The organism is Halorubellus salinus (assembly GCF_020567525.1).
GTDB classification, from domain to species: Archaea; Halobacteriota; Halobacteria; order Halobacteriales; family Natrialbaceae; genus Halorubellus; species Halorubellus salinus.
Genome location: NZ_JAJCVI010000003.1, coordinates 478933 through 502970 on the forward strand (window position 1 = coordinate 478933; position 24038 = coordinate 502970).

Below are 24038 nucleotides of genomic sequence, written 5' to 3' on the forward strand. Positions count from 1 at the left end.
TCGGCACCACCCGGTAGCTGGTATGTTCCCACTCCAGCAGGAGCCACCGTTCGACTTCCAGCAGTACGTCCCGCCACTCGTCGACACGATAACGACGATCCTGACGTTCGCCATCGTGTTCTTCCTCGTCTACCAGATCGGACGATCTGTCTCGGTTCGGGCAGTGGAGAACAGCCTGCAACGTCGGGGTTTCGACGAGACGCTCATCGGGTTCGCCGTGAGTATGACCGTCCTCGTCACGACGGTGTTCGCAATCGCGATCGCTGCAACGATAGCAGGGTTCGGTACCGTGCTCGCCGCGTTCGCGACCCTGGGTGGTGCGATCACGCTCGCGGTCGGGTTCGCCGCACAGGACCTCATCTCGAACTTCGTCGCCGGCGTGTTCATCATCCAGGACAAACCGTTCACAGTCGGCGACTGGATCGAGTGGGACGGGAAGGACGGCGTCGTTCGAGAGATCCAGATGCGGGTGACGAAGCTGGACACGTTCGACAACGAACTGGTGACGGTTCCGAACAGCGACCTCGCCAACGCGGCAGTCGTCAACAACGTCGCGAACGATCGACGTCGAGTGTCGGTCGGGTTCGGCATCGGATACGACGACGACATCGAGCAGGCACGGAGCGTCATCGTCGAGGAGGGAACCAGCATCGACGGCGTCCTCGAGGATCCCGAAGCGACGGCGCCCGTCACGGAACTGGGTGACTCGGCGGTCGTCCTCTCGGGACGAATCTGGATCGATCCGTCAGAGCACAGCTACGGGGTGATCCGGTCGCAGTTCGTCGAAGCGGTCAAGGAACGCTTCGACGATGAGGGTATCGACATACCGTACCCCAATACGGAACTCTCGGGCGGTGTGGAGGTCACGAACGACTCTGCGGGAGAGGGAGGCGTTGCTGGAGACTGACCGAGTGGTGCTTCGAGACCCCTTCGCGGGTTCGTCGTCCCATCACCGGGTAGGGAGGCCGAAAACACTCGCGGCATCACGTAGGGGGACGCCTCGAAGTCGACGGTGACTGCGTTCGATTCGGCATCGACTCGGGGCTTCCGTTCGAAAGACGGCCGAAGATCGGTACCCCCACCGGCACTCCCGGATGTGACGCGCGAGTCAGCGGTCCGCTGCCCTCGAATCGAGCCGGGCCCGCAACTGGTCGGAGAGACCGGTCAGGTACGTCGTCCCGAAGATGGCGACCAGCAGACCACCCATCGTGTTGTAGACGAGGTCGAGGAGGGTGTCCTCGAGGCCGTACTGGGTGAGCACTTGCGGGACACCGAACGATTCTGCGCCCACAGCGATGTAGAACTCGAGGAGTTCCCAGAACACACCGAACGCCATCACGAACACCAGCAGGTACGCGAACGTGAACTTCGGACCTATGTGGATGTACTCGGTGTGTTCCTGGAGCGCTCGCGTCAGCGCGTAGGCCGACCCGACGACCAGCGACGAGGACAGCGCGTGGGTCATATGATCCCACCACCACGTCGAGCCGTACAGAGTCGCGAAGTCGGGACCGAGGAGTGGCACCGTCCCGAGCGCGTGCAGGAACATCGCCAGCGTGACCCAGAGGACGAGCCCCACGTTCATGGTGATCTGGTATCTCCGCTCCAGCACTGCCGGTAACTGCGTGACGATGAGCCCAACTACGGCGTTGACCGCGATCCCGGCGTTGCCGGTGTACAGCCCGATACCGAGAATGGCGACCATCACAGCCTGGAGGAACCTGACGAGCCCCGCTTGGGTTCGCCCGGAGAGACGTATGCGGTTCTGGAAACTCATAGCGCACTCACCCCCTCTCCGCCGATGCGGTCGCGATTAGCCCGGAGCCGTCGCCGGAAGTACACACGGAAGAGACCGCCGGCGACGAACCCTGCGAGCGTCGCGGCGGTGAAGATCGTCATCAGGTCCTCGTTGGTCTCGACGAACCCCGTTCCGAGATACTGAGCAGAAACCGCCGAGCCGACCGCCCAGAAGCCCGCGGTCGCCATCGTGGCGAGCACCACGAAGACCACGGCGAAGTTCGGCGTCATTCGCACCGTCCTGGTCAACTGGAGGGAGACGACGACCAGCATCCCCAGCGCGGCGATGCTGAGACCGGTGACGAAGTCGGCGAAGAAGCTACTTCCGAGTCCCCCTACCGACAGGGGGATCGCACAGAGCAGCAACAGCGGCCACGGCACTGTCCGGGTCCACGTTCTACTGACGAGTGCCGGGGCGAAAGCGACGAGCGCCGCGAGGGCCGCCAGTGCCATCTGGACGAGCAGGAACTCCAGGAACGCGGTTATCGCCACCGTAACGAGCGCGCCGACGAGCACCCACGCGATGGCTGCGTTGATTCGCGTGTCCGTGACGAACCAATCTTCAGGAAGTTGTTGACCCATGCTCGATCTCGCTTATCGAACCGCCAGTCGCGATTCGTGCTGTCGACTCGTCGCGAGGGCGAGGACCGGGTTCGCGATGAACGTGATTCCCGCGAAGGCGTAGAGAACGGCGAGTATCGCCTGCCCGAGCACGTTCCCGAGCGCCCCTGCCGAGGAGACGTTCGCGGCGTGCACGAGCGCGCCGACGACGAGAACTACGCCGAGCAAAACTGACACAGAGCTCTCCGTGGTCAGGGGGAAAACTACTGCGAGGAGTCCGAGCATCGCGATGATAACTCTGGCGACCGTCGCGGAGCGGCCCCCAATGAGGTTCGGTTCGACATCGACTGATGTGCTAGATTGCATCGCTTATAGACTCTGTAACTCCGCCTGAGAGCATAAGTCGGTTAGACCGTTCAGTCGAATTTCTCGCGCACTCGAACTCCCTATTCGCTGGTAAGTGTACCCCAATGGCACCGTCTAGATTATCATTCATCGATTCGTCCCCATCCAGTCAGGTACTGAACTTCACCGAAACCCCAGTAGTTGAGACTGGTCGTCTCAATGCATAAGATTGGATTCGACGGTTGAACGCCAATCGTTTTCCCCGCTACCCCCTTCGATTGAATTGTACCGATCGCCGAGCACGTCGCACCGGCTATGAGTACAGGAAGCACGTATGCCACTCGCTCAACTCCTCGAACAGTACGTCAGTCTCGGTATCTTCGTCCTCGCCGCGGGGCTCAGCATCCTCAGCTTCCTCGCGTGGCGACGGGAACGCGATGGCCGCATGCGAATCGTTACGCTCGGGTACGCGATGTTCGCCGTCTACGGACTCATCGTGTTCCTCGAGTACCCACTGCTCCCGTACTTCCCGTACGCGACGCTGGAATTGCTCGAACACGGGAGTGCAATCCTGATCCTCGGTGGCCTCCTGGCGTTTTTCGTCGCTTTGACGCGACACTGAGCAATGTCGGACCCGGATCTCGAATTGGCCTCTCGGCGGGAAATCTACCAGCGGATAGCCGATACGCCCGGAATTCACTTTCGCGCGCTCCTCGACGATCTTGAGTACGCACAAGGGACGCTCCAGTACCAGCTCAGGTGGCTCGTCGATGAGGACCTGATCGACGTCTCGGACGACGGCAAGTACACGCGGTACTATCCGGCTGCCGAGTTCGACGAAGCCGATCGAATAGTGATGAACGCGCTGCGCCGGGAATACAGTCGCCGCATCCTCGCACATCTTCTCACGGACGGTCCGCTCTCGACAACCGAACTCAGCGACCGCCTCGACAAGGCACAATCGACCGTCTCGTGGCATCTTTCGAAGCTCGCCGAGGCTGACCTCGTCACGAAAGAACGCGACGGCCGAAGTGTGGTCTACGAGGTCAGCGATCCTGACCAAGTCAGATACCTCTATACGGTTCACCAGCGCTCGTTCACTGACAAAGTCGTCGACCGGATTCTGGGGCTCTGGGACAGCTACTAACTCGGGGTCGCGTTCGACGGAATCCCTCGAAGCACTAACAGACGCAACAGGAGCACGTACACGAGAAACGCCACTGAGGGTCCCAGGAGAGGACGGATGAGTCCCGTCAGATCAGTCCCGATTGCGGCCGCGTGAATTGTCCCGAAGGTGAACCCAGCATACGCGAATGAGTGGACGACGCGTGGGCCCCAGGGGCGCTGGAAGCGTTTTGCGTCAGTAAAGCCGAGCACCGCGACGACGAGCATGAGCAGTGCCCCCGCACCTACGGCGATGCCGCCGAGAAAGTACGGTATCGAGTATGCCGGCTCTGGAACCTGTCCGGTGACGACGAACCACGCATCAAGGACACCGAGTCCCGCGTGTAGCAACGTGACGATCATCGCGAACACGGATAATTCGATATGGATTCGTTGAGCGGCCTCGTGGAGCATTCCAAACGACTCCGTGTTGTAGAGGATTCCCGTGAGAACTGCCAGATACAACGCCGGATACGTGACGAGTGCGGCACCTCGGTCGAGGAGCCAGACGAGCTGTGACATCACGATGCCCCCGTCGTTTCGACGACATCGGGACAGCCGTCCGCGTCCTGGAACCCGTTTTTCGTTTCCGGTCGTGTCGGACACGTATCCGCGGAGTCGTTGATGCCATCACCATCGTAATCGGCTGGGGCCTGTCGCGTCGAAACAGTCTGGTCGACGAGGTCGCTTTGTTTTTGTTCGGTCGCTTGGGCGGCACGCACGTCTCCGATCTGCCAAAGAGCAGGGACAGCCACCACTAAGACGACCATCGCCACGACGGTGATTCGTTGCTTATGTGTCCAAGACATGTGTCTCAAAGCCATCTGTCGTATGGAAGACGCCATCGTGGATGATGAGCGCCTCTAGACCCTCCCATTCCGATGCTAATTCGCGTGCCTTGGCAAGTGGGAGTGCCGCGAGGGTCGTCGCCAGGGCGTCGGCTTCCATACAGTCTCGGCGCGCCACGACGGTGACCGATTCATGCCGAGAGCCGAGCGATTCGGCGGTCGGATCGTAGATGTGGTCAGTGCCGTTTCGCGACCGTCGGTATCCGCCGGATGTTGCGACGTACCAGTCCGTGTCGAGGACCTTCAGCGGTGTGTTGTCACCGTACGGGCTCTCGATGGCGACCGGTCCCGTCGGTGGGGACATGTCACCGCCACCACTGACGAACCCACGTCGGCCGACGCCGTCGAGTGCTTCGCTGGCCCGATCAACGATGTACCCTTTTGCAAGGCCATTCAGGTCGAGTTCGACGTCGGTCGTGATGTGAGATTCGCTGATTTGGACAGTTCCGGCATCAAACTCTGTTGGTAGCGTTTCACTGTCACCGCGCAGGAATGTTTTGAGGTCGTGTTCGACGCGGCCCTGATGAATATCGAACACCCTCTCGGTCCGGTCGTTGTATTCCAGCCCACGGCGAACGATTCGGGCAACGTGTTCGTTCCTGACTTCTCCTTTACCGTTGAGCTGGCTAACGGCACTCGCCGCATCGAAGGCGTTCAGCTGGGCTTCGAGTGATTCAGCCGTTTTTCGGGCCGCAGTAGCCCCAGCCTCAGCCCGAACGCCCGTCGCCTGAATCCGAAACGTCGTGTCACAACACTCGAACTCGCGGTGGGTGTCCCCGAACCGTTCGTAGACCGATGCGAGCGATCCCATCATCTCGGTCACTCGTCCTCTTCGTGTTCTTCGTCCTCGTGTTCCTCTTTGTCTTCATCCTCGTCGTCCTCTCCATACTCCTCGTGTTCTTCGTCCTCGTATCCGGACTGTGTCTGGACTGCTGGGGTGAACTCCTGATTCGGCGTCGGCGCATCCGCAGTAACCTGTTGGGAGGCGTCTGACGCGGGCGTATCTGGTGAGTTAGGTTGCTCGCCAGCCTGCGCGAGGCCGCCACCGGGCAGCGCGAGGGCCCCGGCGACACCAGCTGTGAGGAGCGCACCGACGAGCGTGAAGGCGACGAGTTTGTTTTTCGGGACGGGAACGCGCATGATTAGCTACCCCTCGGTTCAGAACCACTATCTTCGACGTGTCGGTCGTTGCGTTCTGCCATTGCAAATAGAGGGTTGAGACAGCCTTGGTAAGGCGTTCGCGTCCAACCATCGAATTTTCGTACAGCTATCGAATCGGTTCAGAGCGCGAGGTGGATTCTGAGTATGTCTGTGACTTCGTTATCGAGCAGCTGGTACTACTGGCGGTCTCTCTGTTTGCTCTGCGTACGGAATGATTCGGCGGTTGTACGAGGATTCGATAGATGGACGCGAACGAACTTTTCGGCGTTGTATCTACGTATTTCTATGCAGACTCGTTTACAGCGAGCAAGTCTGGTCGTTGTACTCCTGCTAGTCGTTAGTGGAGTCGGCACTGTTCAAGCGGGGGCATCACCAGTAGGTGGTGATCATATAGTCGTGAAAAATCTCGACGCAACAGAACAGTCACTCTCCCCTGTTTCGGACATGGGTGAATTGGATGGTGAGGAAGAGGAAGGTGAAGATGCAGAGGATACGGACGAAGATGAGACAGGCGCGAGTCTGATTGGAGATTGGTGGGGCCTTGGTGGCGAAGTGAATGAGGCTCCGTACATTGGTGTGGTTGAAGCTGGCGTTGTCTTTCTCGTCCTCGGTGTCCTCGAGTACAGTATTGTAAAGCGAAAGCGATTGCTGCCGGTGCAATACCGGCGGTATCAGTTACAAACACACCAGTGGGTCGTTCTCATCGGGACGGCACTAACGCTGCCACATTTCATTGCTGTCGAAGAGTGGGAAGGCTTCGGTCTCGCAGTTGCTGTCTTACTCGGTGTAGAGGTGGTGAGTGGCCTGTATGGTCGATATCTACATCGACACGTCGTCCGGCTTGGACGAGGCGATGAGACACCGTCAGTCGTTGGCCGTGTGCTGACCGTCACCAAAGAGACTCTCTTTTCACGATGGCGACGAGTACACGTCTTGCTGACTGTTGTCACTGCCATCATCCTCGTCCTCCACATTATCACCGCTATCGGTGACTGACCTTCCCGTGGTCTCGACTCAGCCTGATAGTAGAGGAATGACAGCAAAGTTGGAATTGGCCCGTTTCGGATAGTGCCGCACATCTTTCGATGGAGATGAGTCCGTACACGAGTCAGGGGTATGGAGTTCTAGTGGTCCCGAGTGACACTTCCCGCCGTGATGTCTTTCGACGAATCGCTCAACGCCCACACGTCGATTGGCCGGCCTACGACTCGACGCCACTGTACGACCAAAGTTCACTGACAGCGCTCACAGAGGATATCCGGACCGTCTCGGGGATCTGGTTCGAACACAGCGCTCACAACTCGGCCGAGGGGTTCGTCTGTCAGTATCCACTATCATACGTGGAGTTCAATCCCCACGACCAGTACTCTGGTCCGACTCGATACGAGATGCCACAGCTCTTCAGGGCGTTCCTGCTGAAAGAGATACACGGCTGGAGCCACGAAACCGCGCTTGTCGAGTATCTCCGGCAGCACCCGGGACCCCGTCACTCGCTCGGGTTCGACTCCCTCCCCGACCAGTCGACACTCTGGCGCAGTTGGAACAAGCGCTTCAGTGCTGACTTCCGTGAGGCAGTCGAGAGGACGGCGCGGACGATTCTCATCAACGCACAGAATGCCGGTGTTGCGATTCCTCGTGACCCAGAACGGAAGCTCCAGTACCACAACGACGAATCTAGTGCGACCGATCCGGACGAACAGACTGTTTTGGAAGAAGCAGCGAAGATCAGCGATCACGTCAGTCGCGTCGTCTTTCCTGCATTCTCGCTGGACCGTGGTGAGAGCTGTGAAATCCACGAGAACGCGTACTGGGATTTACAAACGTATCTCGGACTTCGCGAGCGATTGGCTGCAAACGAAGGGGCTCGCAGTTTCGTCTACGAATCGACTCGAGGTCGGACGCCGTTGGGGCACGCCCATCGCGAGCACATCCGCGACCTCTCGATTGAACAGGTGCGAGAGATATACCGGCAGGCCATCACTCGGCTCCTGAACGAAGTTGCGGAGACAGAGCAGTTCTTTCGAGCGGGGATCGTCGCAATCGACATTACCGAAGCTGACCCGTTCACCGGCGATAGAACTGGTCACGAAGACGAGATCATCGGCACGAAGGAGAAGACCGACGAGTACGCTTACCAGTGGGCGACAGTCCAATTAGTCGGCAACGCTGTCCCGATCGTGCTTGACGCGCGGCCAGTTCGGAAGGGTGAGTCTCGCTTAGAAATCGTCGAGGATCTCTTGGATTCGGCTGAAGACCTTGTTCACGTCGACAACGTGCTGATGGGCCGGGAGTTCGATAGCCAGCACGTCCTGGAGACGATCAGCCAGCGTGGACTCTCATACGTCGTCCCAAAACGGATGCAGACGAGCGAGAAAGCCCAGGCGAAACGGTTGCTCCAGCGAGACCAAGACCGATACGAGACCTCCCGGAAGCTCCACCTCGGCAAGAATGAGTGGCACGAAACGACGCTGATCTACCGCCGGAAAGAAGACTCCGAGCACGACGACCACCGGCAGTACTCGGTGTTCATGACGAATTGCGGGAGTGGGCACCTTACTGAGTACGGGTATCGATGGGAGATCGAGAGCGGCTACAGGTCGATAAAGCGGTTCATGGGGGCGACGACGTCGAAGGATTTCGGGCTTCGATTCTTCTACTTCGCCTTTGCCTGTCTGCTGTACTCGATCTGGCGAGCAGTCGATTTGCTAGTACAGGTCGAGTTGACCGATGAATATGGACATTCGCCGATCGTGACGGCCGACAACACGCTCACGCTGTTGAAGAAGGAAACCGGAATCGGATAGCGAGGATCTCCATCCGTGGTAGCGCGGCGTCTGAGTGGCTACACTACCCGCGGTCTCGGGGACGCTCCGAATTGGCTGGTAATCCAACAATAATGCCCAGTCAGGAAGCGATCTGAATCAGTTTCTGCTCATCGATTCAGCTGAAACTACGCATCACAGCCCTGCTAAACCTGGTGTAGTCTCAACTTCACAGCCTCGGAGGATGGTATCGATGCGTGCCTTCTGTTTTCTGCGATCCAATAAACCCGGTCAAGAGCCACCATATCAATATAGAGATTCGCATCAGGAACAATCAGCAAATCCTCACGCTCACTCGATAGTTACGTCCGAATCCGTTCGTGATCGACTGTTGATTGGTGAACAGCACCACGAGTCAACGGATATTCGACCCACAACTAGCCTATCCTCCGAAACTGTGGACTCCACGAGTAGACTCGGGCATCTGTTCGAGGCGGACCGTCAGCACCTCGAGAGCATCTTCGGCGAGGAGTGTCAGGACCACATCACGCCCTACGGCGCGAACAAGCCCCTATCGACGCTCGCTGACGCACGATAAGATCGACCGGAGCCGATCGAGGACAGCGAGCCGTACCCGGTGTGCGGCGATTTAATCGTGAACCGGTATGAGGTAATGCAGTGGTTCGACGGCGAGTCCCAGGAGGCATAGAAGGTCTGTGCAGTCCACTTCCGAGACCACTCAGTCGTGCCCTTCGATGATGACTGCGTCGAGAACCCCGGTGAGGCCGATGGCGAGTAACGGCGTCTACCAGTCGACGCTGGACACAGTCGGAGTCATGCGGAACGTGACTCCTAGGACTCGCAAATCTCTCCCGGTCGTGACGGTGTTCACGGTTGCAGTGATGTTTGTCGAGTACCACCAGTGATTCACAGCCGTACTATCGCAATCTTCCGTATCTGTCCCCTGGAATGTATGAACACCAATAGAAATTACCAAAAGGTATATTAGGTGGGGTGCGTGTGGTACTAATGCAGTTATGACAAACGAGAATACAAATAACGAAAACAGAAATAGCAACGATGGAGAAAATGCTAATAGTGCAATTTCAAGGAGGTCGGCTCTGAGAAAGGCAGGTGGTTTAGCAGTCGGACTCGGAATCCTGGGCACTCAGAAGACAAAGGCGCTTGAACAAGATCGGCAATATTCGGTCCCAGAAAACAATACGAGCACTATAACAACTACAGAATCATCACTACCAGATGGTGATGGTGACGGCTCTGGGGGCGTGAGCACAGAAGCGATGACAAGTGCTTCGAGTAAATTTAGCCCGTATTCGATTACAACGTCAGAAACTGCAGTTTTGAACAGTACGTGGGAGTTCGCCAGTCCGGTCCCAGGGAACAACTATCAATTAGACATTATTATCCACGCAAACCATATCTATCCTCCCCAAACCGTGTCAACGAATTTGGGAGCGGGGGGCATCAACAAGGATTGGGAGTACCGCTCAAGCAGCCCGATCGGCCCTGCATTCCATTGGCAGTGGAAAGGATGGGTGGCAGACGGGATGGGGGCAAGCAGATATGTTGATGCAGAAATAACACCCTTAGAAGCTGGAGAAGTTCAGGCGAACACGGGAACGTTCTGGCCATATCAAGACTGGGCGGTTGGATATTTGACAATAGAATGAAGGCTGTTCGAGCCTGATAATATTATCATGCCCACTCTAAGCCTCACTCAAAGACGACTGCGAATACTGCAAGGAACCGCGCTAATCTTCTCCGTCATCGGGATGACCGTATTCGTCTCAAACGGAAAGCCTATCTTCGCAGTAGTAGTTGGAGGAATCGGATTCGGTATCCTTTCGTTCATCCCAATCGGAATCATACTGCTCCTCTACTGGGCAGTGAGCGAACCGAAACCGACACCATCCCCAAAATAGTTGGCATAGGTAATCGAGGGCTCTGAAACGGTTGACCCCGAATTCTCCACTTCCTCTGTGGTGAGCGACAGCCGGTACGCTAAGAAGCTCGTCGCGAGTGACGTCGTCGGCTTCCTCGTTGCACTCGTAACCACGAATACGTTCGTACACTCTCCGATATCAGAGTGCCCGTCCTCGCCGTCTCCACTATAGCCGTGAAGAAAGGGGTGCGTAATCGTTGAGTTCGTACTCCATATCGATGGTCTGTAGAGTAGGGGTGTGAAGGCAATCGTCGGCCCAACCCATCCTCTCCAGTGATTGCGGTCGCTGTGGGAACCCAAAACACGTGATTTGTCTGATTGGCTTGTTGGATGGCGATTATGACCTGTCCTGAACGACTGTTGACCGATGCGTACATTGTCGGGGTGAAGCTCAGAACTGCACTCGACAGTGACCAATCACTTTGGACCGCCCTTCGACAGTTGGCGGGGCCGTTCGATTTACTGGATGACGGCTATCCAGAGTGGCACCCCGCACCCCACTCCTTCGAGGGGATGCTGCGGTTGTTTCTCTACCGTGAGCTCACAGGCGAGAGCTATCGCGGGCTATCAAAGTATCCTGAACTTGCCAGCGTGTTCGGCCTCGAGAAGATTCCCGATGAATCGGTACTCTCGAGAACTTGGCGTAACCGCTTCGACGACGCCACCAGGGAGTTCGTCACCACAGCCGCACACTACGTAATCAAAGAGATCCACGACCGCGACATCCTCGTGCCCGAGGCCCGACGCAAAGCGGAGGTCGTGACCCCAGACAAAGACCCGAGTGCGCTCCCGGACGAGCCGGCCGAGGACGACCCACGCGAGTTCACTACCGAGCAGATCCAGCGGACAACCCGACTCGCTCGTGACCACGGCTTCGACGGATTCGACTCCGGTCGTGCTGGGAACGCCACCTACGAGGACACCCGATTCTTCGAGTTACAAACGTTCATGGGGATGGTCGGCTGTGGCACGCCCCAGGGCGCCAACCGGTTTCAATATCGTCACAGATCGGTGGACAGTCCTCATGGCGACACGCACCTCAGAGCAGTCAAACAGTTCGACCCCGAGACGTTGATAGAGGGGTTCGACACGGCAATCGAGCGACTCATCTCGGTCATCGAGTCTGAAGCGTCGTTCCGCCGGCCTGTGACGGCCGCGATTGATATCACGACTATCCCGTACTACGGCGACGTCGAGGGAATGTCGATGGTCAGCGGCACGAAAGAAACTGACGTCAGGGCGTTCAAATTCGCGACGTTGTCGATTATCGGCCAGAACATCCCGCTGGTCTTGGGAGTAGAGCCGATTCGGGAGAGCTCGGAGTGGGATAAGAATCCGCCAAACAAGATTCATCGTGTCGTCCGACGTCTGGTAAAACGAGCCCAGGAACACGTCCCAATCGAGAGCGTGCTGTGTGACCGTGAATTCGACTCACAGCGCGTGTTTCAAACGCTGTCGAACCTCGGCGTGAACTACCTCATCCCAAAGCGAATCAACAGCGCCGAAGGGGAGGTCATCGAGACGATGGAAACAGATGGCGAAGCGGTCGCTGTTGAGACAGCTTCCGTCCACGTCGAAGCTGGAAACCACCAGATACGGTTCCTGTACGTACCCTCAACGAAAGGCGATGGCACAGCTGTCTTCGCGACGAATCTCAGGGTGGGCCCAGATGAAGCAGAAACGGTCTGTCGACGATACAGTCGGCGCTGGCAGATCGAGAACGAGTACAAATCGATCAAGCACGACTTCCTCGCGAAGACTTCCTCGAAGGATTACAGGGTGCGGCTGTTCTACTTCGTGTTCGCCGTGCTGCTGTACAATATCTGGCGACTCACCGATTTCCTGCTGAAAGCGGATGTTGATGGCCCGATGGACTACGCACCCGTTTTAACTGCAAGCGAATGTGTCGAAATCGTCGTCTCAGTGCTGATTCCACCCGACTGACGGACTCAACCCAGCTGGGTCCGCTCTCCCGGAGTGGGAACACTGTTCAGCACTCTCAAAACCCAGCTGCTATCTCACACTCTTTCGACAGGTGTCTTCAAGAGCATTCAATCCGCTGGTAATATGCCGAAGAGAATTACATACTGGCGGAGATTTTAGCGGAAACTAGACTATACTCCGAAACTCTGCAACTTCCACAAACCCGATTTGCTATCGCATTATATGGTTTATACACTACCGCATCCGCGGAATACGGCCGCTACGAGGTCTCTGGTGGCCATTCCCTGGATTCGACTGCCACTTTCGCTTTGTACAGAAAGAGCAAGTGATTAACGTGGTGTGGTCGCCTGCTGGCACCGCGATTCGCTTCGCTCCCGGAGAACCGGGCTTCCAGCCGGGTGCGCGACGATTCTCGCCTGGGCATGGCCCACCGTCGGGTCCGCTTGACGGCGAATCGGCCCGAGCCGTTCGGAAAGGTCTATGGGAGCGCCGACCCAGGCAACTGGCATGGACGAACGCGACATCGCGGAGCTCATCGAGGCCGGTATCCCCGAAGCGAGCGCGTCCGTGACGCGACCACGTGGGCCCGACGACGACGACCACTTCGCCGCCACCGTCGTCTCCCCGGCGTTCGAGGGGGAGACCGTGGTCGCCCAACACGAGATGGTGTACGATGCCCTCGGCGAGCACATGACGACCGACATCCACGCTATCGAACTGACGACGCGCACGCCCGACCAGGTCGAGGACTGACCGGCGTCGAACGCACCGCCAGTCCTCGCAGCGACCGCTTCGAGCCAGTCCGCCCTCTACGCGGCTCGAATCGGGCTTCCACGCTCTTTCGGTCGATTCCAGCGACGCAAGCCATATGGGTCCGGCAGCCCGATGGTCAGGTATGCCATTCGACCCCGAGACGGACCTGGCGCCCGAGGACGTGCAAGCGACCGTCGACGACGCCATCGCGGAGAACGACGTGGTGCTGTTCATGAAGGGGAACGAGTTGATGCCCCAGTGCGGGTACTCGAAGAAGGCGCTCGCGTTGATCCAGCGTCATCGCGACGAGTACGAGACCGTCGACGTCCTCCCGGCGCTCGACGAGTTCCGCGAGGCGCTCGAATCTCACAGTGGCTGGGAGACGATCCCGCAGACGTTCGTCGACGGCGAGTTCGTCGGCGGGAGCGACGTCCTGGAGCAACTCGAGGACGACGGTGACCTCGCGGCGACGCTCGACGCGTAACTGCAACCAGTCTTTTCTATCGCTCTCCTCGTTCGACGTCCGCCAGCGAGAGCATCGTCACTGCTGTGGATCGAGCACGAAGAGCGTGCCGCCTCGGGCGGCTCCGGGAGCGTCCACGCGTTCGACGCTAACGACGTAGTCGGTTCCCGTGAGCGGGTCGTCGAGGGTGAGGCCTTCGGCGGCTTCCGGGTTGCGTTCGTAGCGGTCCCGAAGCGACGACTGCTCGGCGAACGCGTCGTCGACGTCGGTTCCGGGTGCCTGGTCGGCGTCGACGCCGAGGACGGCGGCGGCCGGGACGTTCAGGGCGACGAGCGTGTCGGTGTCGTCGACGAGGAACGCCGGGTCCTCGCGGTCGCCGAGGCCGACCTCGGCGGCGAGGGGGCTGTCGTCGACGAGCGAGTACCGGTACGCGCCGACGACGATGGCGACGGCACTCACCGCGAACATGATCGGCGTCAGGTCCAGCGAGAGGATGCCTCCGGCGCTCAGTGCGAGGTAGGCGGCGTTCCCGACGGTCGGGACGACGACGGCGACGAGCATCGAGACGACCTGCCCGCGGTGGGCGGTGGACGCACCGAACAGGCCCTTGAGGACGAGGCCGGCGCCGACGAACAGGATGAGGTACGCGAACGCGGCGTGCGCGAAGAACCCGACGCCCCACGCGCCGAACTCGATGACCTCGGAGCCGGTGCCGGTCGCGCCCGTCCGTTCGACGGACGTCCAGATGAGGTCAGTGCGGAACCACGCGATGGCGTTCACGGCGACCGCTTCGAGGAAGAGGACGGCGAGCAGCGGGCGTCGGATCCAGTGCTCTCGCCCGGTGTACTCGAGCGCGAACAGGAACCACCCGATGGGAACGAACGTGATACCGACGTACGTGAGCTTCGACGCGACGAGCGCCACCTCGAAGCTGAAGGAGACGGTGTAGACGAACGTGACGACGAGCCACACGAGCGAGGCACCGAGCAGGAGCAGTAGTGGTCGGCCGCCCGGGCGACTTGCCCGGTCGAGGACGACGTAGAGCGCACCCATGGTCGCGAGTATCGCGACGACGAGCGTGACCTGGTAGGCGAGCGTCGGGATGAGCATGGACTTTCATGCTGTTTACTCTTTGAAAACCACTATGGCCGAATCGGACGCTCATTCAAGTGGGTCGCGTCGGGATTCGGTCGACGCGGCGGTCGACGCGAGCGCTCGCGGTGGTCGCTACTCGTCGACGGCGACGAGCTGTTTCCCGACGTTGTCGCCGTCGAAGAGGCCGAGGAACGCGTCGGGTGCGTTCTCGAGCCCCTCCGTCACGGTCTCGCGGTACTGGATGGTGCCGTCGCCGACCCAGCCGGCGAGCTGTCGGGTCGCTTGCTCGAAGCGCGCCTGGAAGTCGTTCACGAGGAAACCCTCGACCTGCGCGCGGGACTCGATGAGCGCGGGGAGCTTGCGCGGCCCGGTCGGTATCTCGGTGGCGTTGTAGAGCGATATCTGGCCGCAGACGGCGACCCGTGCGTCGACGTTCAGTCGCTGGAAGACGGCGTCCGTGATAGGGCCGCCGACGTTGTCGAAGTACGCGTCCACGCCGCCGGGTGCGGCGTCGTCGAGCGCTTCGCGATAGTCGTCGGTCTGCTTGTAGTTGATGGCGGCGTCGAACCCGAGGTCGTCCTCGAGGAACGCGACCTTCTCGTCGCTTCCGGCGAACCCGACGACGCGAGCCCCGGCTTCCTTCGCTATCTGGCCGGCGACGCTCCCGACGGCGCCGGCGGCGCCGGTGACGACGAACGTGTCACCGGGTTTGACGTTCGCGACCTCGCGCGTCCCGAAGTACGCGGTGCGGCCGGGCATCCCGAGGACGCCGAGCGCGGTCGAGACCGGGCCGAGGTCCGGGTCGACCTGCGTCAGGGAGGCGGCGTTCGCGACCGTGTAGTCGGCCCATTCGAGGTTCCCGACGACCACGTCGCCTTCCTCGTACCCCGTGCCGTTCTCGGCGACGACGTCGCCGACGACGCCGCCCTGGAGGGGGTCGCCGACGTCCCACGCTTCGGCGTACGAGTCGCCGGCGTTCATCCGGTCGCGCATGTAGGGGTCGACTGAGAGGTAGCGCGTCTCGACGACGACCTCGCCCGGGCCGGGTTCGGGGACGTCGGTCTCGACGAGTTCGAACGTGTCGCGGTCGGGGACGCCGGTCGGTCGCTTCGCGAGGACGAACTGGCGGTTGGTGTCTGTCACGGCTGTCGCTCGGGGCTGGTGCCGTAATGCGATTGGGGTCGCGGAAGGTCGCTCGGAGAGTGGAGGTCGGTCGGGGAGCTATCGTGGTTACTCGTCTCGCGGCAGGTCGAACGTGCCGGTTCGGTCTGCGGCTCTCGTCGACGCGTCGCGCACGTCGTCGACGAGGTACGGGAGGACGTCCTCGTCGTCGACGTCGTCCTCGTCGTAGAACTCGACGTCCTCGTCGTCGCGGAGTGCATCGACGTCCGCCTTCAGCACGCGGAGTTCGGCTTCGCGCGCGTCCCGCAGGCCCTTCTTCTCGCGGCCTCGTTTGGTATCTGCCATTACGATAGCGCATAGGCGTTGTGTCGTGATAACTATTACCACTAGACTGGTGGCCGTTCGGCGTCGCGTCCGCTCCCGTCGTGGCGGGTCGTCGCGTCGAGGGACCGTCATGGAACGCCGTGCAGGTCGTCGCGTCGAGGGACCGTCACGGAACGTCGGGCGAGTCGCGTCGAGAGGTGGTTTCTTGAGGACGGGGGGCGACGGTCCCCGTAACGATGGGCGACGACGGGACGGCGACGCCACTCGAGGACGCGGTGGCGGCACGCGTTCGACGACTGGAGGCCGGGAACTATCGCCGGAACAACGAGCTCGTGCTCGACGCGTTCGTCGCGTTCCAGCGAGCGCGTGGCGTGGAGACGCTCGAAGCCGTCAGCGCGACCGACTGCCGCCGGTACGCACAGCACCTCGCGGACCGCGTGCGCGACGACGACCTGGCGGCGAGCAGCGCGAACACGTACTACGACGTCGTCCGCGCGTTCCTCGGGTGGTGCGTGCGCGACGGTCGCATCCCGGAGAATCCCGCGGACACCCTCCGCGCGACCGAGGACCTCCCGACCGACTCCGGGGACGCGGACCGCCAGTACTGGTGGCCCGAGGAGCGCGAGGCGATGTTCGCGGCGCTCGACGCGGCCGTCGACGAGGCGAACGACGCCGCGGGAGATGCGGCCGGGACCGACGGTTCGAGGCGTGCGACGTGGGATCAGTTGAAGGCCCAGCGCGACCGCGCGCTGTTCTACACGCTCGGGCTCTCGGGTGCCCGCGGCGCGGAGGTCCTCCGCGACCCCGACGACGCGCGCCGGAACGGCATCACGTGGGGTGACGTGGACTTCGACGCGGGCGTCGTCCGCGTGTTCGGGAAGACCCGCGAGCACCAGACGATGCAGGTGATGACGCCGGCACTCGAGCGCCTGGAGCGATTCCGCGCGCTGCTCGCGCCGCCGAGTGCGGACTGGCCGGTGTTCGTCTCGCTACATCGACCGTCGCTGTACGCGACCCTCCGCGAGGAGCTGGGCGCGCGCGGCTGGCGCGAGGACCGCATCGAGGACCGTCTCGACGCGGACGGTCCGCTCGCGCTCGCGCGAAAGGAGGACGTGACGCCACGAGCCATCTCCCTCCAGGGTGCGCGCTCGATGATGCAGCGACGGTGCGAGGCCGCGGACGTCGACGTCGACGGCGAGTACCTCAAACCCCACGGCGGTCGACGCGGCCTCGGGCACCAGCTGTACTCGGAGAAGGCCGAACTCGCCCAGGAGGTCCTCCGGCACGAGAGCGTGACGACCACGCACGAGAGCTACCGCGAGGTGCAAGCCGAACAGCTCCGCGAGGACGCCGAAGCCGTGCTCTACGGCGACGACAGCGACGGAACGACCACTGGAACGACCGACGGTGCTCGAAGCGGGGCCGAGACGACCGACGGTGCTCGACGGGGCGACGACTGACCGATGCCGTCCCTCGCCGTCAGCATCGCGGTCTTCGTCGGGTCGCTCGTCGTCCTCCTCGGCGCGTCGGAGGTGTTCACGAGCGCGGCCGAACGCATCGGGCTCGCGCTCGGCGTCAGTCCGTTCGTCGTCGGTGCGACGGTCGTCGCAGCCGGGACGTCCCTCCCCGAGCTGTCGGCGTCGCTGCTCGCGCAGGTCGCCGGCGAACCCGGTATCGTCGTGGGGAACGTCGTCGGGTCGAACGTCGCGAACGTCCTCCTCGTCCTTGGCACGACCGCGGCGGTCGGTGGCCGCATCGCCGTCGACCGGGAACTCATGCGTGTCGACCTCCCGCTCCTCACCGCGTCCGCGGGCTTCCTCTGGCTCGCGGTCTGGGACGGCGTGTTCGCCTGGTACGAGGGCGTCCTCGCACTCGTCGGACTCACGATCTACCTCGAGTTCGTCGTCTCCGACGTCCACCGCCTCGAGGAGACCCTCGAGAGCGTGCTCTCGGAGGTCCGCGACGAGGACGTCGACGTCGACCCGGACGCCCCACGCGAACCGAAGGAACTCACCGAGGGCGTCACTGCCGGCGCGAAGACCGCCGTCGTCGCGGTCCTCTCGCTCGTCGCGGTGTTCGTCGCCGCGAACTTCCTCGTCGAGTCCATCCTCGACGTCGCAGCGACCGTCGGCGTCGGCTCGGAGGTCGTCGCCATCACGGCCGTCGCCGTCGGCACGTCCCTCCCCGAGATCGGCGTGAGCGTCGCCGCGGTCCGCCGCGGGAACGCCGACATCGCCATCGGGAACGTCCTCGGGTCGAACGTCTTCAACACGTTCGGCGTCATGGGCGTCCCCAGCCTCCTCGGTGTCATCACCGTCCCGGCGAGCGTCCGCGAGTTCGCGCTCCCCGCGATGCTCATCGCGACCGTCCTCTACTTCTTCATCGCGCAAGACCAGGAGATCACGCGCTACGACGGGTTCGCGCTCCTCCTCCTGTACGCGGTGTTCGTCGTGAACCTCTTCTCGTTCACCTGACCTCCTGACTTGGGTGACGAACCGGTAGAGTGCCCGAAGCGATGTGGTCGCGCGACACCGCGAATCGGGCATCCGTGACCGTCCTCGGCACTGTCACGGAGCACGCCGTAGGCGGCCCTGGCTCGCACGTCACCACTAACCGTCACTAACCGGCTACTTTACGTGCCCTAGCGTCAGTACGGTACGAATGCAATCCCGGTTCCATCCGCGGACCCCTTCGGTCTCGCGCCCGCTCATCCTCGTCTGTCTCACGGCGTGGGTGACGGTACTCGGTGCGTCCCTCGGTGGCGTCCTCGCACTGTCGGTGTCCGAGTTGAGTTCGTTCACCGTCGCGTCGACGGTGGTGTTCGCTGCTCTCGCGATCGCGTACGAACTCGGGTACTGAAAGCGCCGAAAATAGCTATCCCGAGGGATTCAGGCGGCGTCAGCCCCGGAGTCGCCCGTGACGCCACTCGACGAGCCCTCGTTGACCGCGGTGACGACGAACTTCGCGTTCGTCACCAGGATTCCGACGTGGTTGCTCGCGTTGTTCCGAAGTGCGGCGTACGTGATCCCCGCTCCGTCCGCGAAGTTCGGCCCGAACTTCTTGTTCCCATCCTCGCCGTTCATCACGATCTTCGAGTTCCCGGCGTCGATGTCCGACACCTCCAGCCAGTCGAGTTCGTCCGCTGCTTTCTGCTTCTTGGCACCGTCGCTGGACAGTCCCGAGAAGTCGACGAGGTACGAGAGCTGGCTGAGGTTCGGGCGCTGGAGCTCGAACGTGTACCGGAGGTAGACGTTCGTCCCCGCTGAGGTCCCGTCTGCCTCGTTGTCGAGAGCGCTGGTGTCCGCGGCTGCGCCGTAGTAGCCCGCGTCGATGTCGTGGTAGTTGTTCTGGTGGCCGCCCTCGTGTTCACCGGGGTAGTCGCTCGCGCTCCCGATGCTCACACCGTTCAGGAACGACTGGAGGTCGACGCCGCCGGGGAACGACAGACCCGCGTAGTCCGGTTTCCCTTGCTCGTCCGCGACGACGAGCGGGCTCGCCGAGGAGTTCGGTGGGTTGCCGTCGTTGAACCGCGGGTCCTGGTTCAGCGCGGCGGCGAGGTCCGTCTTGATTCGGTACCGGCCGGTCGTCCCTGGCTCCTGACGCAGGTGGCCGTTGTTGACCGACTCACCGATCCACGGCGTGGCGCGGAAGATGGGCTGCCAGCTCCCGCCGTCGCCGACCTTCGCCTCGACGAGGTAGAACACCTTCCCGACCGCGTCGTCGAGGTTCTCCCAGTGCAGGTCGAAGTCCGGGTTCGCGGTCACGGCCGTGACGTCCCCGCGGTCGTTCGAGATGCTCGCAGGGTTGGACGCCGTGATGTTCACCGACGAGGCCGCAGCGCCTCCCGCGAACGAGATGACGCCCGCGCCGCCGACCGCAGTTATCGCGCCGATGCCTCCCGCCTTCTTGAGTAGTTCGCGTCGTTCCATGTGTAATCGCCGGGTGGTCCCCCGACGACCGCACCGTCGACCCAACCTGCGTTTGTTATCCACCTCATTTCGTTTCGTAAACACCCGTGGTGGGGCGATAGCCAGCCTGTACCCGCTCCGTCGTCGTTCGGTGACTAGGTACGTGCCAGTTGGAATGCACTACCTTCGGTTGGGTCGACGGACGCTCGCCTCGAGGGGTGGAGGACGGCGTTCAGACGCACCGCTATCGTGTTGGCAGAAGAGACCGTAACGGTTCGATGCCGGGCGCAGGTGAGGGCTGTACCGGGCGCGAGCGGTCAGATTCCGAGCACGAGGTTCAGTGCGGCGACGACGACGCCCGCGAGGCCCATGCGCGCACCGGCGACGACCCACGACTGGTCGGAGATCGACCCGAGGTACGCGCCGAACGTGAACAACAGCGAGACGCCGAGCGCGACCGCGAGCGCGGTCGCGGCGAACGGGCTGAACGTCTCGTCGGCGGCGAGGAACGGGAGGAGCGGGACGAACACGCCAACGACTGGCCCGATACCGCTCATCGTCGCACTCACCGCTCGCGCCGTCCGGTTCCGGCGCGCGATGACGGTGTCGTCGAGGTCGCGGAGCATCGCCGCCTCCACGCGCAACCGGTCGGCCTTGGTCTCCGCGCGCTCTATCTCCCAGACGCTCCACACGCCGGACGTACCGAGACCGACCGCGCCCCCGGCACCGATCGCGAACACGGTCGCGCCGTCGGTGATGCCGGAGAGGTACGCGCCGACGACGACGCCGACGCTCGTCAACGTCCCGTCGAACCCGTTCGAGACGAAGTACCGGCGGGAGAGCGCGCGGACGTCCTCGTCGGCGAGCACGGCCCGCAGGCGCGTTCTACGAGACATCCGTCTAGTGGGTGTCCTGTGGCGTCGTGCTCTGCTCGACGAGTACGTCGCCAGTCACGACCTCGTCGATGGAGTGCACGGTCCCGCCGAGGTCGTCGATGGCGGCTTCGACCGCGTCGTCCGCGATCGCCTGCCCTTCGACGGTGAGTTTGACGTTCTGGACCTCGCGGTCGGTCTCGACGAGGACGGCGTTGACGCCCGCGACGCCGTCGCAGCGCGCGGCCGCGGCCGCGAACTCGCGGATGTCCGGGTCGTGGGGCTTGAGGACGTCGAGAACCAGCCGTTTCAGTTCGACCATGGCGGGCTTTCGACCGGTCACCGTTTCAAACTTCTGTGGGTGTCACCGCGACGAAGCCGGTCCCGCGACGATCATGCGCCGTCTCCGGTCGGGACGACCATCGTGTACGTCTGGGTCGTCCCGTCGGACAGTTCGACGTTGATGGTCACGGTCGCCCCCGCCATGTCCGCAGGGTCGCCGTTCACGTCGGTGAACCTGAACAGCGATATCCACGCCGTGGTGCCGTCACTGATCGTCGGCTCCGCTCTGTACGCGCCGCTGCTGGAGAAGTCGACGGTGACGCCGCCGCGGACGTCGAGGTCGGTTCCCGGAGTGAACCCGACGTAGCCGTCCGGAGGGTCGTAGTAGTCGAAGTCGCCGTCGGCGTCGACGTAGACAGCGACGGACTGCGAGGTCTCGGTGAGGTGTTCGGCGCCGTCGGTCCGGATGGTCATCTCCTCGATCGTGAGGTCGCCAGGCCCGTAGTTCGTGAGGTTGAACGCCATCCAGCCCGGGTCGCCGTTGTACTGGTACTGCGTGCTCGCACACTGGTACTCCAGGCCCCGGTGAGCGGTCTCCTCGGCGCTCCGCTCGACGGTCGCCAGCACGGCCTGGGACGCCTCGTGGACCAACCGGAGCGTCACGCGCTCGCCGGTCGTGGAACGCTGACAGTACCGCCAGGTCTCGCCGGCAGTGTATGCGCGGTCGGTCCCGTCGAGGCGGCCGTCCGCGAACGGCACGCGCTTGGTCTCGTCGGCCGTCTCCACGACGAGCTCGAGTTCGCTGCCGTTCACGCTCCCGCCACCGCGGTGGGTGAACCGGACCTCGTCGTCGAGGACGGTGGCCGAGACGCTCATCTGCGGGGCGGGTTCGGTGAGCGCGCCGTCGAGGTCGAGGACGAACGTCGCGGTCGCCCCGACGAGAACCACCGCGAGCGCGACCAGGAGCACGGTCGCTATCGCCGAGGACACGCCGCGTCTGCCGGGCGCCCGGAGGACTGGAGGCCGCATCGCGATTGCATTGGTGTGTCCGGGAATAAACCTGCTGGCCCCTTCTACCGGCCGATTCCGGGTCTCCGAGTGGGTTCGGTTTCGAGGCGGGTCGCCGATGGTCAGGCGTCGGCGGGTGCGTCCGCATCACGTCGGCGCGCGGCGACCGTCCGGGCGAGCGCTGCCGTCAGGAGTGCGAGGGTCGGGACGAGGAAGAACCACCCGATGCTGAACACGCCGATCACGGTCACGACACCGCAGAGGACGGTTGTGGCCCACGTCACTCCGATTCGTCCGGTCCACGCGCTCGCGGCGCCGACGGCGACGAGGGCGAGGAGCGCGACCGACCAGAAGAACAGCACGGGTGCGTTCCCGCCGGCCCCGAACAGGTAGTCGATGCCGGCGGTGCAGCCGCGGGTGACCGTCGTCGTCCCGTCGCTGGTCGAACTCGTCGACCGCCAGCACGAGACCGGCCCGAACGCGCCGAGCATGTAGAGCGCGCCACCGACGCCAGCAACCGTTGCGCCGCCCGCGCTCGCTCTCGCCAGCCGGTCGAGCGGCCCGCGCGCCGAGTCGCCCTCCCGACCGTCGTCGCGTCCCGTCGAACGGTCAGCCGCCGGGTCGTGGCTGGAGGATGCCGTCATATCTCGACGGACGACCGCACAGGGGTTTACGATACCGTCCGTCGCTCGCGACAGCGACTGTCGTCCGTCACACCCCGTCGGTCCAACGGGTGGTCCTCGCGGGCAGTCGGTGGGTTCTCGCGGGCAGTCAGTGGGTTCTCGCGGGCAGTCGGTGGGTTCTCGCGGGCAGCCGGTCGGGAGTCGGCTGTCAGGCGTGATGTGGGTGGACGCGTTCGCCGCTGTCGCGGTGGCGGTCGTAGCGGTCGGTCGCCCAGTCGCGCACGCGGTCGTCGGTCGAGTCGACGCAGGCGACGAGCTGGCCGTCGTCGTCGTACGCGCAGAGGAGCACGCGGTCGTCGGCGAGGGTCACCCCGACGGCCACGTCGACGGGCGTCCTGTAGAGGTCGAGGACGCCGAGGCCGAGGACGGCACGGAACTCGAGTGGGTTCTCGTCGCGCGCTCGCTCGACGGCCTCGGTCGGGAGCACCAGTTCGGTGTGCGTGCCGTCGGCCGCGAGTCGAGCGTGCGCGTCGTGATAGAGGCGACTGAGGACGGGCGAGAGCATCCGAACGCGGTCGGTGTCGAGCGCGCGGACGCGGTCGACGTAGAACCCGACGGGCCCCTGGGGGTCTTCGCGCGTGGCGGTTCGGACGGTCGCGTCGTCGAGCCAGTCGGGGTCGAGGGCTGCGGCGTCCGCCGGGAGCGCCGCGTAGAACGCTTCGAGTCGGTCGATCCGCCGGAGGTCCTCGAGGTAGTCGGCGTGCGTTCGCGCGACGACTCGCCCGGTGGTCGTCAGGTGGTACGCGCCGTCGCGTTTCTCGACCCAGCCGCGGTCGTCGAACGCGGCGAGATGTCGCTGGACGGTTCGGTGGGAGGCGTCGACGGTGTCGGCGAGCGCGGCGGGTGCAGCGGAGGCGTCTCGCAGCGCGGCGAGCACGCGCCAGCGCTCGGGCGCGCCGGCGAGGAACGTCGCGTCGTCGAGAGCGGTCACGATTCCGACGGTTCCACGCCCAGCCTCAAGGCGTTTTCCTCGCGGTCGTTCC

29 protein-coding genes are annotated in these 24038 nt (G+C 62.7%); 13 read left to right on the top strand and 16 right to left on the bottom strand.

What is annotated here, in order from left to right; translation table 11 throughout:
• Positions 1 to 22: 22 nt before the first annotated feature.
• A complete protein-coding gene (locus LI336_RS10605; protein ID WP_227133102.1) occupies positions 23 to 907 on the top strand; it encodes a mechanosensitive ion channel family protein in 885 nt (294 codons plus the stop codon).
• Between the two features lie 201 nt (positions 908 to 1108).
• On the opposite strand, the gene LI336_RS10610 is transcribed toward LI336_RS10605, so the two are convergent.
• From LI336_RS10610 to LI336_RS10620, 3 genes are read right to left on the bottom strand one after another with little or no spacing between them, the layout of a single operon-like run.
• Positions 1109 to 1777 carry a DUF2238 domain-containing protein gene (locus LI336_RS10610; RefSeq protein ID WP_227133103.1) on the bottom strand — a complete coding sequence of 223 codons (669 nt, stop codon included), beginning with the start codon at positions 1775 to 1777 and terminating at the stop codon, positions 1109 to 1111.
• A complete protein-coding gene (locus LI336_RS10615) occupies positions 1774 to 2379 on the bottom strand; it encodes a hypothetical protein (protein ID WP_227133104.1) in 606 nt (201 codons plus the stop codon). The genes LI336_RS10610 and LI336_RS10615 overlap by 4 nt, the downstream gene beginning before the upstream one ends.
• A 12-nt stretch (positions 2380 to 2391) precedes the next feature.
• A complete protein-coding gene (locus tag LI336_RS10620; RefSeq protein WP_227133105.1) occupies positions 2392 to 2586 on the bottom strand; it encodes a hypothetical protein in 195 nt (64 codons plus the stop codon).
• Between the two features lie 451 nt (positions 2587 to 3037).
• Here LI336_RS10620 and LI336_RS10625 point away from each other — a divergent pair, with 451 nt between their 5' ends.
• Both LI336_RS10625 and LI336_RS10630 read left to right on the top strand, forming a co-directional pair.
• Positions 3038 to 3325, top strand: a complete 288-nt coding sequence (locus LI336_RS10625; protein ID WP_227133106.1) for a hypothetical protein — start codon at positions 3038 to 3040, stop codon at positions 3323 to 3325.
• 3 nt (positions 3326 to 3328) lie between these two features.
• The gene (locus tag LI336_RS10630) at positions 3329 to 3850 is read left to right on the top strand and encodes a winged helix-turn-helix transcriptional regulator (protein WP_227133107.1); all 522 of its coding nucleotides are present in this window, start codon (positions 3329 to 3331) and stop codon (positions 3848 to 3850) included.
• Here the strand turns inward: LI336_RS10630 and LI336_RS10635 are convergent.
• Genes LI336_RS10635 through LI336_RS10650 form a run of 4 tightly spaced genes read right to left on the bottom strand, consistent with a single transcriptional unit; the run spans position 3847 to position 5855 of the window.
• Positions 3847 to 4389 (bottom strand): DUF8596 domain-containing protein, encoded by a 543-nt coding sequence (locus tag LI336_RS10635; protein ID WP_227133108.1) that lies wholly within the window; start codon positions 4387 to 4389, stop codon positions 3847 to 3849. The two genes, LI336_RS10630 and LI336_RS10635, sit on opposite strands and share 4 nt — an antisense overlap.
• Positions 4389 to 4676: a thrombospondin type 3 repeat-containing protein gene (locus tag LI336_RS10640; protein WP_049934559.1), complete on the bottom strand. Its 288-nt coding sequence runs from the start codon at positions 4674 to 4676 to the stop codon at positions 4389 to 4391. The genes LI336_RS10635 and LI336_RS10640 overlap by 1 nt, the downstream gene beginning before the upstream one ends.
• Positions 4660 to 5529, bottom strand: a complete 870-nt coding sequence (locus LI336_RS10645; RefSeq protein ID WP_227133109.1) for an FAD:protein FMN transferase — start codon at positions 5527 to 5529, stop codon at positions 4660 to 4662. Before LI336_RS10645 ends, LI336_RS10640 begins: the two co-directional genes overlap by 17 nt.
• Positions 5530 to 5534: 5 nt before the next feature.
• On the bottom strand, positions 5535 to 5855 hold the full coding sequence (locus LI336_RS10650) for a hypothetical protein (RefSeq protein ID WP_227133110.1): 321 nt from the start codon (positions 5853 to 5855) through the stop codon (positions 5535 to 5537).
• 417 nt (positions 5856 to 6272) lie between these two features.
• On the opposite strand from LI336_RS10650, the gene LI336_RS10655 reads away from it, so the two are divergent.
• The 7 genes from LI336_RS10655 (at position 6273) to LI336_RS10685 (ending at position 13782) form a co-directional block, all read left to right on the top strand.
• Positions 6273 to 6872 carry a hypothetical protein gene (locus LI336_RS10655; RefSeq protein ID WP_227133111.1) on the top strand — a complete coding sequence of 200 codons (600 nt, stop codon included), beginning with the start codon at positions 6273 to 6275 and terminating at the stop codon, positions 6870 to 6872.
• An 89-nt stretch (positions 6873 to 6961) separates the two neighbouring features.
• A complete protein-coding gene (locus LI336_RS10660) occupies positions 6962 to 8680 on the top strand; it encodes a transposase (protein ID WP_227133112.1) in 1719 nt (572 codons plus the stop codon).
• A gap of 415 nt (positions 8681 to 9095) precedes the next feature.
• Complete coding sequence (locus tag LI336_RS10665) at positions 9096 to 9236, top strand: hypothetical protein (RefSeq protein ID WP_227133113.1); 141 nt, start codon at positions 9096 to 9098, stop codon at positions 9234 to 9236.
• Positions 9237 to 9675: 439 nt separating this feature from the next.
• Positions 9676 to 10329 carry a hypothetical protein gene (locus tag LI336_RS10670; RefSeq protein WP_227133114.1) on the top strand — a complete coding sequence of 218 codons (654 nt, stop codon included), beginning with the start codon at positions 9676 to 9678 and terminating at the stop codon, positions 10327 to 10329.
• 611 nt (positions 10330 to 10940) lie between these two features.
• A complete protein-coding gene (locus tag LI336_RS10675) occupies positions 10941 to 12545 on the top strand; it encodes a transposase (protein ID WP_227133115.1) in 1605 nt (534 codons plus the stop codon).
• A 507-nt stretch (positions 12546 to 13052) separates the two neighbouring features.
• A complete protein-coding gene (locus LI336_RS10680) occupies positions 13053 to 13298 on the top strand; it encodes a BolA/IbaG family iron-sulfur metabolism protein (RefSeq protein ID WP_227133116.1) in 246 nt (81 codons plus the stop codon).
• A gap of 142 nt (positions 13299 to 13440) precedes the next feature.
• Positions 13441 to 13782: a glutaredoxin family protein gene (locus tag LI336_RS10685; protein ID WP_227133117.1), complete on the top strand. Its 342-nt coding sequence runs from the start codon at positions 13441 to 13443 to the stop codon at positions 13780 to 13782.
• A 57-nt stretch (positions 13783 to 13839) separates the two neighbouring features.
• Here the strand turns inward: LI336_RS10685 and LI336_RS10690 are convergent, their stop codons facing one another.
• The 3 genes from LI336_RS10690 to LI336_RS10700 all read right to left on the bottom strand — a co-directional run bounded on the left by LI336_RS10690 (position 13840) and on the right by LI336_RS10700 (position 16323).
• A complete protein-coding gene (locus LI336_RS10690) occupies positions 13840 to 14871 on the bottom strand; it encodes a histidine kinase N-terminal 7TM domain-containing protein (RefSeq protein WP_227133118.1) in 1032 nt (343 codons plus the stop codon).
• Positions 14872 to 14988: 117 nt separating this feature from the next.
• Complete coding sequence (locus LI336_RS10695; RefSeq protein ID WP_227133119.1) at positions 14989 to 15999, bottom strand: NADP-dependent oxidoreductase; 1011 nt, start codon at positions 15997 to 15999, stop codon at positions 14989 to 14991.
• Between the two features lie 87 nt (positions 16000 to 16086).
• Complete coding sequence (locus LI336_RS10700) at positions 16087 to 16323, bottom strand: hypothetical protein (RefSeq protein ID WP_227133120.1); 237 nt, start codon at positions 16321 to 16323, stop codon at positions 16087 to 16089.
• A 215-nt stretch (positions 16324 to 16538) separates the two neighbouring features.
• Between LI336_RS10700 and LI336_RS10705 the strand changes: the two genes are divergently transcribed.
• The 3 genes from LI336_RS10705 (at position 16539) to LI336_RS10715 (ending at position 19161) form a co-directional block, all read left to right on the top strand.
• Positions 16539 to 17762, top strand: a complete 1224-nt coding sequence (locus LI336_RS10705; protein ID WP_227133121.1) for a tyrosine-type recombinase/integrase — start codon at positions 16539 to 16541, stop codon at positions 17760 to 17762.
• A gap of 3 nt (positions 17763 to 17765) precedes the next feature.
• Positions 17766 to 18776: a calcium/sodium antiporter gene (locus LI336_RS10710; protein ID WP_227133122.1), complete on the top strand. Its 1011-nt coding sequence runs from the start codon at positions 17766 to 17768 to the stop codon at positions 18774 to 18776.
• A gap of 187 nt (positions 18777 to 18963) precedes the next feature.
• A complete protein-coding gene (locus LI336_RS10715) occupies positions 18964 to 19161 on the top strand; it encodes a hypothetical protein (protein ID WP_227133123.1) in 198 nt (65 codons plus the stop codon).
• 29 nt (positions 19162 to 19190) lie between these two features.
• Here LI336_RS10715 and LI336_RS10720 read toward each other — a convergent pair whose 3' ends face one another.
• From LI336_RS10720 to LI336_RS10745, 6 genes are all read right to left on the bottom strand, one after another.
• Positions 19191 to 20231: a hypothetical protein gene (locus tag LI336_RS10720; protein WP_227133124.1), complete on the bottom strand. Its 1041-nt coding sequence runs from the start codon at positions 20229 to 20231 to the stop codon at positions 19191 to 19193.
• Between the two features lie 296 nt (positions 20232 to 20527).
• Positions 20528 to 21106 (bottom strand): VIT1/CCC1 transporter family protein, encoded by a 579-nt coding sequence (locus LI336_RS10725; RefSeq protein ID WP_227133125.1) that lies wholly within the window; start codon positions 21104 to 21106, stop codon positions 20528 to 20530.
• A 4-nt stretch (positions 21107 to 21110) separates the two neighbouring features.
• Complete coding sequence (locus LI336_RS10730) at positions 21111 to 21404, bottom strand: DUF211 domain-containing protein (RefSeq protein ID WP_227133126.1); 294 nt, start codon at positions 21402 to 21404, stop codon at positions 21111 to 21113.
• A 71-nt stretch (positions 21405 to 21475) separates the two neighbouring features.
• Positions 21476 to 22393: an archaellin/type IV pilin N-terminal domain-containing protein gene (locus LI336_RS10735; RefSeq protein ID WP_227133127.1), complete on the bottom strand. Its 918-nt coding sequence runs from the start codon at positions 22391 to 22393 to the stop codon at positions 21476 to 21478.
• 101 nt (positions 22394 to 22494) lie between these two features.
• Entirely contained in the window at positions 22495 to 23016 is a 522-nt protein-coding gene (locus LI336_RS10740) for a hypothetical protein (protein WP_227133128.1), read from the bottom strand.
• Between the two features lie 187 nt (positions 23017 to 23203).
• Positions 23204 to 23986 carry a helix-turn-helix transcriptional regulator gene (locus tag LI336_RS10745; protein ID WP_227133129.1) on the bottom strand — a complete coding sequence of 261 codons (783 nt, stop codon included), beginning with the start codon at positions 23984 to 23986 and terminating at the stop codon, positions 23204 to 23206.
• Between the last annotated feature and the right edge of the window lie 52 nt (positions 23987 to 24038).